Annotated in this window: 14 protein-coding genes and 1 riboswitch; all 14 genes read left to right on the forward strand. The window is 34.7% G+C overall.

The window, feature by feature from the left end; all coding sequences use genetic code 11:
* Positions 1–313: 313 nt before the first annotated feature.
* Positions 314–2,500 (forward strand): sensor histidine kinase, encoded by a 2,187-nt coding sequence (locus ACGHIY_RS00920; RefSeq protein ID WP_390525589.1) that lies wholly within the window; start codon positions 314–316, stop codon positions 2,498–2,500.
* A complete protein-coding gene (locus ACGHIY_RS00925) occupies positions 2,493–3,635 on the forward strand; it encodes a hypothetical protein (RefSeq protein WP_390525590.1) in 1,143 nt (380 codons plus the stop codon). The genes ACGHIY_RS00920 and ACGHIY_RS00925 overlap by 8 nt, the downstream gene beginning before the upstream one ends.
* Positions 3,636–3,662: 27 nt before the next feature.
* Entirely contained in the window at positions 3,663–4,934 is a 1,272-nt protein-coding gene (locus ACGHIY_RS00930) for a DNA cytosine methyltransferase (RefSeq protein ID WP_390525591.1), read from the forward strand.
* A 29-nt stretch (positions 4,935–4,963) separates the two neighbouring features.
* Complete coding sequence (locus ACGHIY_RS00935) at positions 4,964–6,136, forward strand: restriction endonuclease (RefSeq protein WP_390525592.1); 1,173 nt, start codon at positions 4,964–4,966, stop codon at positions 6,134–6,136.
* Positions 6,137–6,337: 201 nt separating this feature from the next.
* Entirely contained in the window at positions 6,338–6,748 is a 411-nt protein-coding gene (locus ACGHIY_RS00940; RefSeq protein ID WP_390525593.1) for a hypothetical protein, read from the forward strand.
* Positions 6,749–6,756: 8 nt separating this feature from the next.
* Positions 6,757–7,080 (forward strand): hypothetical protein, encoded by a 324-nt coding sequence (locus ACGHIY_RS00945; RefSeq protein WP_390525594.1) that lies wholly within the window; start codon positions 6,757–6,759, stop codon positions 7,078–7,080.
* Between the two features lie 2 nt (positions 7,081–7,082).
* Positions 7,083–7,385, forward strand: a complete 303-nt coding sequence (locus ACGHIY_RS00950) for a hypothetical protein (protein WP_390525595.1) — start codon at positions 7,083–7,085, stop codon at positions 7,383–7,385.
* Positions 7,386–7,400: 15 nt separating this feature from the next.
* The gene (locus ACGHIY_RS00955) at positions 7,401–8,231 is read left to right on the forward strand and encodes a class I SAM-dependent methyltransferase (protein WP_390525596.1); all 831 of its coding nucleotides are present in this window, start codon (positions 7,401–7,403) and stop codon (positions 8,229–8,231) included.
* 39 nt (positions 8,232–8,270) lie between these two features.
* Complete coding sequence (locus ACGHIY_RS00960; protein ID WP_390525597.1) at positions 8,271–8,714, forward strand: GNAT family N-acetyltransferase; 444 nt, start codon at positions 8,271–8,273, stop codon at positions 8,712–8,714.
* Positions 8,715–8,886: 172 nt separating this feature from the next.
* Positions 8,887–9,369 (forward strand): GNAT family N-acetyltransferase, encoded by a 483-nt coding sequence (locus tag ACGHIY_RS00965; protein ID WP_390525598.1) that lies wholly within the window; start codon positions 8,887–8,889, stop codon positions 9,367–9,369.
* Between the two features lie 199 nt (positions 9,370–9,568).
* A riboswitch (cobalamin riboswitch) is annotated at positions 9,569–9,758 on the forward strand.
* Positions 9,759–9,959: 201 nt separating this feature from the next.
* Positions 9,960–11,132: an ABC transporter substrate-binding protein gene (locus ACGHIY_RS00970; protein ID WP_278618598.1), complete on the forward strand. Its 1,173-nt coding sequence runs from the start codon at positions 9,960–9,962 to the stop codon at positions 11,130–11,132.
* A 102-nt stretch (positions 11,133–11,234) separates the two neighbouring features.
* Positions 11,235–12,407 (forward strand): ABC transporter substrate-binding protein, encoded by a 1,173-nt coding sequence (locus tag ACGHIY_RS00975; protein WP_278618597.1) that lies wholly within the window; start codon positions 11,235–11,237, stop codon positions 12,405–12,407.
* 16 nt (positions 12,408–12,423) lie between these two features.
* Complete coding sequence (locus ACGHIY_RS00980; protein WP_278618596.1) at positions 12,424–13,473, forward strand: iron ABC transporter permease; 1,050 nt, start codon at positions 12,424–12,426, stop codon at positions 13,471–13,473.
* Entirely contained in the window at positions 13,470–14,249 is a 780-nt protein-coding gene (locus ACGHIY_RS00985) for an ABC transporter ATP-binding protein (protein WP_278618595.1), read from the forward strand. The genes ACGHIY_RS00980 and ACGHIY_RS00985 overlap by 4 nt, the downstream gene beginning before the upstream one ends.
* Positions 14,250–14,302 lie beyond the last annotated feature (53 nt).

The raw sequence follows: 14,302 nt of genomic DNA on the forward strand, positions 1-14,302 counted from the left end.
AGAGTGAGAATTCTGTTGGCTTTTTTGAGATAATAATAGTTTGATAAAAATTAACATATTGTGCACTCAGATAAAGTTTTTGCTCTGCGCTAAGAAATCTTTTTAGTAGGTGATATCTAATGAATTGACTGTCAGAGATAAAGAATTAACTTGATATTATTAAATATTATTGTTACGGTTATATTAATAATACAGTAAAAGGTATGTTAAAAGATAATGTTTAATTTGAAGTAGTTTAAGATTGAATGGGTAATTATAGTAAGGTTTATAATTATTATTTTATTATTTGTAGATTATTAGGAGAAATATAGTTATGAACGGTTATATTGAGCCTACAGGTAGACTTATAATGGCAATTGGTAAGGATTTAATTAAGGACCTCCCTGCTGCAATGGTTGAACTTGTGAAAAATTCTTATGATGCAGATGCTACTTATGTAAAAATAACATATAAGAGAACTAATAGCGGATTAAAGATTATTGTTGAAGATGATGGACATGGTATGAGTCAAGAAACTGTTATAGGGGCATGGATGGTACCTTCAACAGATTATAAATTAAAAAAGCAAAAGAGCCCTAATGGAAGAGTATATCAAGGTAGAAAAGGCATTGGACGTTATGCTGTATCATTACTTGGTAACAAACTAGAATTAATTACCATAAAAGACTCTATAAAAACAATAGCATCGTTTGATTGGAGTGAATTTAATTCGGAGAGGAAACTAAGTGAAATTCCTATAATGATTAATAATTTTAAGACTGATGAGCATAGTGGGACTATATTAGCTATTACAAATGAATATGGTAATAATCTTACTGATGAGATTCATGAATCTGACGTATTGAAAATTGAAAAAGAATTATCTAAACTCTTATCAAATATAGATGATTTCAAGATAGAGATTTGTTATGATAATTTTTATGATGATAGTACTAAAAATATAACTAAAACAATTTCACAATTAGAATTTGATGATGCTTGGCACTATAGATTAACAGGGAATGTTAATTCTGACTTTAGTTATGGGTTAACTTATCATAATTTTTATACTAATGAAACAAAATTATTTAAAGGTAGTTTTGCAGATGATAAGATTTTAACTGAGTACCTACAACCTTGTGGTGATATATATATTGATTATAGAGTTTATGATAAAGATCCATTTGGTATAGAAGTGATAATGAATTTTATAAATGGACATCAGCATACAAAGTTATCAAAAAATGATGTAAAAAGTATGTTAATAGATCAATCAGGTATAAGTATATATAGAAATGATTTTAGAATAAGACCATATGGAGATAAAGGATTTGACTGGTTGAATTTAGACTCTAAACGGATTCAGAATCCTAGTATGGCCATTGGTTCGGAACAAATTAATGGTAGGATAAGTATAGAATCTGAAGAACAATCAGGTTTAAAAGAAAAAAGTGCCCGAGATGGATTGTATGAGAATGCAAGCTATTTTGTGTTACAAAGAATAGCAGATTTAAGTCTTAATTTGTTACAGAAAGAACGATTTAACTATAGACAAAAAAGGACGCGAAAAAAGGCTAATGTAATAGATAAACTTTTTGACTTTACTCATATTAATGAGAAGATGGAAAAAGCAGTTGAAAAGGCATATAAAAATATAAAAAAATATCCTGATAAAGCTGAGGAACAAATTAATATATTGAATCAAGAAATTAGTAAAGAAATAAAAATATTAGAAAAGGAGAAGGCAGAAGAATTCTTAGAGGTAAAGGAAACTATTGCTATATATCAAAAGCATACAACATTAGGTAACGTAATAAGTGTTGTATTACATGAAGGTCGAAAGCCATTGTCATGGTACACAAATAAGTTACCTCAGATGAATCGTAAGCTTAAAAGACTTGAAGATAAAAACGAAATTACGGTTGATGGGTATATTGACTTGTCTAATGATATAGAAAGATTAGACTCTGAAGCAAAACGAATGAGCACTTTTTTTGCTCGATTAGATCCTTTGGCATCAAACAAAAGAAAGAAAAGACGAAAAGTAAGGGTTGCGGAAATAATTAAAGCAGTGGTAGATATTTTTGAATCAATAATAGAATCTCAAAATATTATAATTGAATATGACATGGAGACGAGTATTACATTAGATATAATTGAGGATGATTTATATATGGCATTGACAAATATTATAGATAATGCTGTATTTTGGGTTCAATATACTAAGGCTAATGAAAAATTAATAAAAATAGGTTTACATGGTAATTGTGAAAATGTAACTATAGAGATTTATGATAATGGGCCAAGTATTCCTACAGAAGGTATTATTGATAATATCTTATTTTTGCCGGGCTACTCAACAAAAAATGATGTGCAGGAAGACAATGGGACTGGGTTAGGGCTTTCTATTGCAGGAGAGGCTATTCAACGAAACAATGGTATTTTAGAGGTTGTAGACTCTAAGGTGGGTGCATTGTTTAGAGTTAATTTTAGACGGGGGATAGGGACTACTAATGAATAATATAGATTTTTTATTGATTGATGATGATCGGAATCAGGAATTATTATTTATAGAGGCTATAAATGAGATAAATGAGACAACTGATTTGAATATAACATATAAAGTAGTAAAAACACCTGAATCGGCTATGATTGAACTATATCAGAATTATTTTAAAGCAATTATAATAGATTTAAAATTAAACAATGATGATAATGCAGCTAAACCTGATGAAGAAATATCAGGAAATGTTTTGTTAAAAAGAATAATAGAAAAAGAAATTGTTCCTATTGTTGTAATAACTGGTTTTCCTGATAAAGTAAGTACTGATATTGATAAAAGTATTGTTAAGGTCCTCCCTAAAGAGACAAATTTATATGATGAGATTAATGCGTTAATAGAAAAATACAGCGATTCTGTTTTTAAAATCTTTGGATCAAGAGGTGAGATAAATAAAAATATAAAGGAGTTATTTTGGAATGTAATTCCTCAGTGTTTTACTAGTAAGAATCAAGATATATCACTATTATCTAAAGAGAAGCAAGAAACTGTAATTATAAGATATATATCAAGTTGGCTTTCCAATAAGTATATGTTTGATGATAAATATATTGATGTCGAGCCAATTGAAATGTATATGTTTCCGAATCCTATCAAACAAGTTTGTACGTGTGACATTTATAAAAAAAACATAGGTGAAAATTCTTGTGAGTATTATATGGTTTTAACACCATCATGTGATCTTGCTAACAAAAAAGTAGATGAAGTCATATTGTGTAAAATTAAAAATTATGATGAAGTACAATCTTTTAAGGAACGATTAGATATATATAATAATGAACAAAACAAAGAATCTAATAAAGCAAAGAAAGCAAAGGGGGATTTAATGAAGTGGTTTAGAAACTCACACTCGGATTCTTTGAGATATCATTTTTTGCCAAAGGTAAAAGACTTTACTGGAGGTTTTGTCGATTTTCGTTCTATACTTTCTCTTGAATATGATAAAGAGCGTGGAGAAATTATTGATGACTCATATTTTAAAATTGGTGTAATTACTGAAAGTTTTAAAAGAGATATAGTTTCAAGATTTAGTTCCTATTATCATAGACAAGGGCAGCCAGAGTTTAACTGTGATAGTGTTTTAAATAATTTATAATTAATATTTTGGAAAGGAGGTGTGGTTATGCTAAATATAATTGATGTATTTTCAGGTGCTGGTGGGCTTACAGAGGGCTTTAGAGATAACACGAAATTTAAATTTATATGTCATATAGAGATGGATAAAGATGCTTGTGCCTCGCTATGCTTGAGAAATATATATTATTATTTAAAAAATATCAATAACCTATCTCCATATTTTGAATATATACAAGGAAATATATCTAGAGAAGTATTGTACTCTATGGTTCCAAATGAGGTTACAAAAGATATTTTGTCTAAGGAAATAAGTGAGGAGACGATATCACCCATATTTGAATTTATAGATAAGCGATTAGGAACTAAAGAGTTAGATGGAATTATAGGTGGACCACCATGCCAAGCTTATTCTATTATTGGGAGAGCTAATAATAAGAAGAAAAAAGACACAGATAAAAGAATTTACTTATATAAGCATTATTTAGATTTTTGCAATAGGTATAAGCCTAAATTTTTTATATTTGAAAATGTTAAAGGGTTACTTTCTTTTAAGGATATATCTGGAGACTTACTACTTGATAAAATGATTCAGGAGTTTGATTCTGCTGGATATGCTGTAGATTATGAAGTTATTAATGCTAATGATTTTGGTGTTTCACAAAATAGAGAACGTGTAATTATAGTTGGACATAGGAAGGATTTACTATTTAATAAATCTTTTTTTGATTATCTATATAATTATGTTGAACCAAGCCCCAAATTAAAAGAATTATTCGCTGATTTGCCAAATATAAGGGCTGGAAAAAGTTCGAAGAAATATTGTTGTAATTATGTAAGTAAGTATGTCCAAAAATATATTCGTAGTAATGATGATATTTTAACTCAACATATTGCAAGACCACATAGTAAAAATGATTTAAGAATCTATAAATTAGTATTGAAGGCAAAAAAAATAGGAGAGAACTTGAGGTATAATGATATACCGGTAGAGCTTCAGACACATTCTAACACGACTTCATTTTTAGATAGATATAAAGCTTTAGATTATGATTCGGTAAGCCATACAGTTGTTGCCCATATATCTAAAGATGGACACTATTATATTCATCCTGATTTGAGACAGAATCGATCTATAAGTGTAAGAGAGGCTGCAAGAATTCAAGGATTCCCAGATAATTTTTATTTTGAATCATCACGGACGGCTGCATTTAGGCAAATTGGCAATGCAGTTCCTCCTATTCTATCAGTTAAACTGGCATCAGCTATATTAGATTTTATAAAAGTAGATAATAATGATAATAATATTGTTAATTTATAAAATGTGGAGCCTGTTAAGGTGGGGAATATATGATTTCATTTAAAGACGTATGTGAAACTGAAGTAGATCTTGTGATAGATGAAATCTATGAAGGCGGAGCTGTTGGTAATATATTAGATGACGTTTTAACTAAGTTAATGGGGGTACAAAATGCTGGTGGCTTTAGATATAGGAATGTTTTGAATACTACAGATAAAGCTTATATTGTTTTATATTCATCTAATGAAGATATAGATTGGCCAGATGTATTAGAAGCAGAAACTGGTAAATTTAAATATTATGGTGATAATAAAAGACCTGGAGATAAAGTAGATTCTAAGAAAGGTAATCTAATTTTAGAAACTATATTTAATGAGAAAAATCGTAATAAAATTCCTCCAGTTTTTATTTTCATGAAGAATCCTACAGTAGCAAGCAATAGGAGTGTTAGGTTTTTGGGCTTAGCTGTTCCAGAAGATTACTATCTAGGTAAGGATAACTCATTGAAAGCAATTTGGAGAACTTCTAATAGTGAAAGATTTATAAATTACGAGGCTCATTTTACAATCTTAAATACAAAATCAATTAATCGAGAATGGCTTAGTTGTTTAATAAATGGAGATTCTTTAAACACTAGATTTGCGCCTGATGCTTGGCTTAAGTATGTAAAACAAGGTTTAACTGATGATATTATTTTAAGAGCCCCAAAGAATAAAGAGTATAGATCAAAAATTGAACAATTACCATCAACGGATAAAGATCTTAGAAAGTTAGATTTTATATATCAATATTATAAAGACGAGCCTTATAAATTTGAGTATTTTGCTGCAAAATTAGTTGGGTTAATGGATAATAATTTTTTGAATTTTAATATTACACGGACTGTTAGGGATGGCGGTATAGATGCTATAGGTGAGTATCGATTAGGTCATAAAAATAACTCTATAAAACTGAGATGTGCATTAGAGGCAAAATGTTATCAAAGAGATAATTCAAATGGGGTAAAATTGTTGTCTAGATTAATATCTAGATTAAAATATAGAGATTTTGGAATTTTTGTTACAACTTCTTATGTTTCTGAACAGGCATATAAAGAATTACTAGAAGATGGACATCCTGTAATTATTATATCTGGGGGAGATATAATAGAGATTTTAACTAATAATCGAATAAACACTAAAGAGTCACTTTTAAATTTTATGGATACTATTGATTATTTGTAATTATATGAAGGTTATTGGATTGAAATATGGTACATATAAGTAAGCAAATAAATTTTAAATGATTGAATGGTATATAAAAAAGCATATAGTTTAGACTTTGAGCGTTTAACTATGTGTTTTTATATAGGCTCATTGTGTTTTTTCATATTGGTATTAGTATTTTTCTATGAATAAGTAATTTTATTTGTAGAAGGAGGTCTCATGAAAACAACAAAATCTTTTGGCGAGTATTCCAAATATTCTCTCCACGATGCAAGGGTACAGAAAATAGAATACGCAGATGATGATTTGATCCTTACATTTGAGTACATTTTCTCTTATGAGAACGGTGTTGAACAGACTCATAAAGCCAAGGTTGTGTTTGAGACGTGCGATATAGATTTTTTTGAAATTCTCGTTTTTAATACTACAATACTAGATACTTTCACAGGTAAAAGAATTGAGTTACCTCAGTATCAACAGGATTATAGTGAAAGTGAATTCGAGGTCATTACGGAGACTTATAATTGGGGACACGCTGTATTCCAAGGTTGGTTATGGACCGAAGGGAATCCAGTTCACTGCATAATGAACATATACTTTAAAGGTGATATGGTATATGTAATTGAATGAGGCCTGAGATGTGCAATTTAGATTTTACTATTAGCTGTACAGTTACGTTCTTCAGCAAGAAGAGAACGAGTCCACCGGATTTAAATTATGGAATGTACTATCCTCATATCGTTATAAAAGGTACTGAGGAGTATCTTGGAATTAACTTTATTGATGGTGAAGATGTTATCTTTGATAAACCGATTCAAGCCAATGCTTTACCTGTATATGAAACCGTAGATTATTCTGCTATACAGGTAGGTGCAGAGTTTCTTATCATGGAAGGTGGCAATATTGTTGGTGAAGGGATTATAAAAGATATCTTTCAGCATAAACCATATGGGAGTAAATGACTATGGGCTATAAAAATGTATGTGTAAACTGCCGGATATCCTTGTCGGAGGGAACAAACTACGAGTTATTTAATAGAAATAAAACCTGCCCTACCTGCAATGGTAAAATGTACTTTGTGAACGAGAAGTTCAAGGCTCCTAAGAAATCTAATGACAAAGAATGGAAGATTATCGAGTATTTGTTGTTGAGCGGCTATGACTTCCGAAATCCTTATTGTGGTCATGAAAGTTGCATTTATTTTGAGTTCCCTAAGAACCTGCAAGAGGCAGAAGAGTTTATCCGAGAAATGAGGAATTTAGATTAAGTCAGGAGGTTTCGTATGGCACCGCAAGTTACAGATTTTTCGTTCTGGAATGAAATGTGGAAACAAAGTTATTATGATCGTGAGAAAGGGATTCGGGCGAATCCATTATTAGAGTATTGGGATAAGCGGGCCAATGATTTTTCTCTTATGCGTAAAAGCAATGACTACGACTTTGGACGGAAGGTGTATGCTGCTTTAAGTAGTGTCTTAACACCTGATTCTAGCATGTTAGATATAGGTGCTGGTCCAGGTTCTTTCACAATTCCTTTTGCTCAACATATTAAATCTGTTACCGCTATCGAGCCCTCTAAGGGCATGGTTGCAGTCCTTAAAGAAAATGCCAAAGAATTAGGTGTAGAGAACTTTAACATCATTGAAGAAATGGTACAGGACTTACCTCAAGATGGATCTTTTGACTCCCAATTTGATGTAGTGGCTATTTCTTTAGTACTTTGGATGTTTCCTGATGTGTGGCCTCGAATTTTACAAATGGAGCAATACTCAAAAGGCTATTGTGCCATTGTGGCTGGTATTCCTGACTGGAAAAATCCTCGAGCAGCAAGTAAATCTGATGTAGAAGAATTCCAGATTCTGTACAATATGTTGCTTTCACAAGGGCGATTCCCTAATGTAAGCGTCATTGATTATAAATGCGAGCGCATAGTCGAGGATGAAATCGAGTGCAGAAAGATTATCTACGAACAATACGAAGGGGATTTAACACCAGAAGCAGAAGAACAGATACGCAAAGAGGTTATCGCTCGATCAAAAGACAACAAGTGCTTGATATCCTCTCGGTCGGCTGTGATTTGGTGGAATCCTAAAGAGATTGTATCGCCTAGATAATCTATCGTCGTAATATAAAATAGATATAAAGGCATTTGTATGATTAGTATAGTTGAGGACGATATGGCGATTAGGTATACCGAAGAAAAAGATTTCACGCCTCAACAGGTAGCAGAGTTGTTTTTGTCTGTTCGTTGGGTGGTGGGCAAGTATCCTGATAGATTGCATAAGGCACTGATGAATTCATCGCGCGTGATTACTGCTTGGGACAGTGACCGTTTAGTCGGTCTTATTCGTGTCATGGATGATAGCGAACTTGTGTGTTTCATCAATTATGTGCTAGTTCATCCTGATTATCGGGGCCAAGGTATTGCTGGACATTTGCTAGAGATAGTAAAAGATGCTTACAAGTCGTATTTGTATATCAATGTTATGATTGGCGACAGCAAGAATGCGACCTTTTACGAGAAACATGGCTTTAAAGTAAAAGAGAATTCTTTACCGATGCAGTATCGCAATGGGCCTAAGTATACGAAAAAGTAAATTTAGTAAATATAAGATTCAAAAAAGGCTACACGTAACATCTCTACGTGTAGCCTTTATGGCGTAAAGCGTTTATACTAAAAATGATTTATTTTAGCTGACTCATTTTAAAATGTGCTCTATAAAAATATATAAATACATAAGTATGTAAGTACATAAAGAAGGACATAATATGTTAATAAGAAAAGCTACAATTGATGATTTGGATTTAGTAACGAATATAGAAGCAACTTGTTTTCCTCCGGCAGAGGCGGCGCCTCGTGAGGCTTTTAAGGAACGATTAGACCATTATGTAGGTCAGTTTTTAATTGCCTTTGATGGAACTACGCCGATTGGTTTTATCGATGGTTTTGTAACGGATGATGAAGTCTTAACGGACGAGATGTTTGCCGATGCTTCTTTGCATAACCCTAACGGCGCATGGCAGATGATTTTTGGTCTAAATACGATGCCTAAATATCGCAATCGTGGTGTTGGTGGTCATTTGATAGAGGCTTTTATAGAATTGGCCAGAGAGGAAAACCGAAAGGGCCTAATTCTAACCTGTAAGGAAGAAAAGATACCTTATTATGCTAAGTTTGGTTTTGTAAATGAAGGGGCGTCAACGTCGGATCATGGCGGTGCCAAATGGTATCAAATGCGCCTTGAATTGTAGCGGAAAAGTTATTAATCGATAAAAATAAATTATCGAATTTGAAGGGCATTTCTACAGATTGTCCTAATGAGAAGCTAAAACTCGGCTTAGTGGTTGAGTTTTAGCTTCTTTTTTGCTGAAAAGTATAGATTTTACAAGAATAGCTGTACCCCTATATGTTTATTGACACTGTATATCCCTCATGCTACGATGAGAAAAATCACATATGATTGGGTTAGGTGTCTATTGACTTAATAGAGAATTTGGTACAAGCCAAAGCGGTCACGCCACTGTAACAGCGAGGTACTTTGCATAGAGGGTGAAATGCTCTCGGTCACTGAAATTTTTGGGAAGGCGCAAAGTAACGTTAAACTGGAGCCAGGAGAACTGCCTAATTAACAATTGCCGATTGACCTGCGACAGACAGGGATGGGGATTGATATAGATGGATTTATACTAGCTATGCATAGTTGAAAGCTCATACTATATGCTAGCTTATTAGGCGTGGTAGTTAGTCTAACTGAGATGACAGCCCGTTTCCTCTTCGTGGGGAAACGGGCTTTTTATGTGCACTTATAGTGATAGTTTTAGTTGAGAGAAGAGGGATACTTATGTTTAAACAAAAGAAGTTTATGGCGTATTTAGTCACGGTTTTTCTCCTAATTGTGAGTATGCTTATCGCTGCATGTGGAGGTCCTAGTGAGACAAAGAAAGATACGGCGCAAAGTAACAAGCCTATCGAAATCACAGACGTAACAGGGCGTACGGTAACGCTCAAAAAACCAGCGGAGAGAGTTGTTTTACAATGGAGTGGCGCTGGTGGTCCATTCTTTACGATTTCCGCACTTATGGGCAAGGATACACCGAAGGTTATTGCTGGCATGGATACATCTTTACAGGAATATAGAGCGGATATGTGGAAGCACTTTACTGCAGAAATGCCTGAGTTAGCTAAGATTCCTGTAGTGGGGACTATCGGTGATAAAACATTTAGTGTGGAGCAAGTTATTTCCTTGAACCCAGATGTTATTTTCATTCCTGTTGACTTGAAAGAACAATATGAGTCCGATGCTAAACCAAAACTAGATGCAGCAGGTGTACAAACGATTTACATTGACTACCATGCTGAAAAACTTGAAAGTCATCAAAAATCCATCGAAGCCATCGGTAAGGCTTTGGGTAAAGAAGAACGCGCTGCAGAAATTAGCAAGTTCTATACGGATCGCGTGACAAGAGTTCTCGACCGTGTTAGTAAAATTAATAAGCCAAAACCAACTGTTTACCTTGAAGTTGGTATGAATGGCCCGGAAGAATTTGGTAACTCCTTTAGTAGTAATTACTCTTGGGGGGCATTAGCTACTATGGCTGGTGCTGATGTCATCACCAAGGATGTTATTAAGAAAACGTCTCCTATTAATCCAGAGTTTATACTTGAAAAAAATCCAGATATCATCATGATCATGGGTTCTTACTGGCCTAAGAAACCAACTTCTATGCGTTTAGGTTTTGAAGCAACCGAAGCATCATCTCAAGAGTTGTTGAAAGCTTTCACTACAGAGCGTCAAGGTTGGAGTGATTTGAAAGCCGTTGAGAATAAACAAGTTTATTCTGCACATCATGGTCTTCCACGCGAAGTATTTGATGCGGCCGTATTCGAATATTTAGCAAAAACATTCTATCCTGAAGAGTTTAAGGATGTTGATCCAGAAGCTACACTTAAAGAGTTCTATGACAAATTCTTGCCATACTCTTATAGTGGTATCTGGTTTATGCATATGAACTAGGATTTTGTGTCGTGTCGATAGGGGTTGATTGACCGAGGTTTTGAAAGTTATTTTCTGATGTTATCATTTGAAATTATTGTGTTTTAGATATGAGGTGCTTTTATGGTTAAGAAAAAGAAATTTATGGCTTATCTTGCCACGGTGCTCCTACTAGTTGTGAGCATGATTATGACAGCTTGTGGTGGTCCTGCAGATACGAAAAAGGATGCGGCACAATCTGGCAAACAAATTGAGATTACAGACGTAACTGGTCAAAAGGTTACCTTGAAAAAACCAGCAGAACGCGTAGTAGTTCAATTGAGTGCTTCTGGTGGTGCGTTCTTGACTATGGCTGCGTTGCAAGGCAAGGATGTGGCTAAGACTATTGTTGGGATGGACCCTTATTTGAGCAAATTGCGTACAGATATGTGGGATCGCTACAAATCTGAAGTGCCAGAGTTGGAAAAAATTCCTCTCATTGGTAACGTAAATGACAAAACATTTGATGTGGAAAAAGTAATTTCCTTAAACCCAGATGTTATTTTCATGCCTTTATACTTTAAAGATCAATACGAAGCTGATTACAAACCTAAAATCGATGCAGCTGGTATCCCTACCATCTATATCGATTACCATGCTGAAAAGCTTGAAAATCACCAAAAATCTATCGAAGCTATCGGTAAAGCATTGGGTAAAGAAGAGCGTGCAGCAGAAATTAACAAGTTCTATACTGACCGTTTAACACGAGTTATGGACCGCATTAGCAAAATCAATAAACCAAAACCAACTGTTTACATTGAAACAGGTAACGAAGGTCCAGAAGGTTTAGGTTTTGCGTATAGTGCAAACGTAGCCTGGGGCGCATTAGCAACGCAAGTTGGTGGCGACCTTATTACCAAAGATGTAGTTCAAAAAGCAGGCCCTGTTAACCCAGAATTTATTTTAGAAAGAAACCCAGATATTATAATGATCATCGGTTCCTACTGGCCTAAGAAACCGACTTCTATGCGTTTAGGTTTTGATACAAATGAAGCAAAATCTCAAGAATTGTTGAAAGCTTTCACCACAGAACGTCAAGGCTGGCCTGAATTGAAAGCCGTTCAATCTAAAAACGTATTCTCTACTCACCATGGTTTACCTCGTGAAGTATATGACGTTGCAGTATTCGAATACTTAGCTAAAACATTCTATCCTGAGGAATTCAAGGATGTAGATCCTGAAGGCACACTTAAGGAATTCTATGACAAATTCCTTCCATTCTCTTACGGTGGCGTTTGGTTTATGCATTTGAACTAAAAAGGGGTTTTTCGTAGTGACAGAAACTAACAACCAGTACGATTATAAGAAACAGAGTTATAAAAAACTATTGTTCATTATTATCGGATTGATCATTTGTGCGGTAAGTTTTGTTACCGATATTATTGTAGGCCCTGCATCACTTACGTTAAGTGATGTGTGGCTCGCATTAACAGATCCTGCAGAGGTTTCCAAAAACGCATATGTCATCATTTGGTCGATTCGTCTTCCGACGGCCATTATGGCATTGCTCGTAGGTGCTTCTTTGGGCATTGCTGGTGCTGGCATGCAGACTATTCTTGATAACCCGTTATCTAGCCCGTATACACTTGGTATATCCGCAGGGGCTGGCTTCGGTGCATCTCTTATGGTTGTTGTAGGCGCTAGTGCATTAGAGTTTTTAGGTGTCTTTATGGTTCCATTTGGCGCCTTTGTATTCGCTAGTTTGACGAGTTTCTTTATCTATTCCATCAATAAGATTAAGAACTTCTCCTCTGAAACGATGATTCTCGCCGGTATTGGCATGATGTTCTTGTTCCAAGCGCTTCAATCTTTGATGCAATATATGGCATCTCCTGAGGCCCTTCAAAACATCGTGTTCTGGACTATGGGGAGTTTAGCTAAGGCAAATTGGGTGAACATCTCTATTGTTCTTATCGTATTAGCAATCATGCTTCCGCTTATGATGCGTGAATCTTGGCGTTTAACAGCATTAAAATTAGGCGATGAAAAGGCTTCTGGTCTTGGTGTTAATGTTGAAAGCTTACGAGTAAAAGTGTTTGCTTTCATCTCCATCATTACAGCCGTTGCCGTTTCTTTCGTTGGAACCATTGGTTTTATCGGTATTGTAGGACCACATATTGCACGTATGCTTGTGGGTGAGGATCAACGGTATTTCTTACCCTTATCTGCAGTGTGTGGCATGGCGATTTTGTCTCTCGCATCTATTGCGAGTAAGATGCTCGTTCCTGGGGCGATGTTCCCAATCGGTATTGTAACAGCAATCATCGGTGTACCTTTCTTCTTCTCGTTGGTATTAACTAGGAAAAGGAGCTATTTCAAATGATTGAAGTTCATAATCTAACCTTTGGTTATTCCGCTACGGAAGACGGACAAATCTTAAAGGGCGTTGATTTTGCTGCCAAAACAGGTAAATTGACTGCGCTCATTGGTACTAACGGTGCTGGTAAATCTACACTTTTAAAAACAATCATGGGTATTTTGAAAGGCAAGGGCGAGATTTCCGTTAATGGTAAACCTGTATCTCAATATTCTACAAAGGATTTTAGTAGTACAGTGAGCTATTTGTCTCAAGATAATGACTGTAAAGTCAATCTATCTGTTTTTGAAGTCGTTATGCTAGGGCGCATGGGCTCCATGTCCTTCCGCGTAAGTGATGAGGATATTGCAGCCACACAAGAGGTATTGGAACGGTTGAACTTACAGCGCTTTGCATCGCGCAGCATCATGGAGCTCAGCGGTGGTCAACGCCAACTTGTGTTCATGGCGCAAGCCCTTGTAAAAGAACCTAAAATCTTAATTCTTGATGAACCGACAAGTGCTTTAGATTTGCACAAGCAATTTGACTTATTAACATTGCTAAAAAATCTGACTCAAGAAAATGATTTTACAACGCTCGTAACATTGCATCATCTTGATCTGGCGGCTATGTTCGCAGATGAAATCATCGTGCTCAAGGAGGGTAGAGTATACGCTCAAGGCGCGCCGAAAGACATCTTTACAGAAGCCATGATGGAAGATGTATACCGTGTTAAAACGAAAATTTATATGGATGACAATGGGCTACCTCATGTAATTCCATTAGAAGCTATTATTAATTAATAGGATTCTTTGTGATTGTGTTGAGCTTATTATAATGTTGGTACTATTTCTTA

The organism is Veillonella parvula (genome assembly GCF_042850485.1).
Lineage (GTDB): Bacteria > Bacillota > Negativicutes > Veillonellales > Veillonellaceae > Veillonella > Veillonella parvula_Q.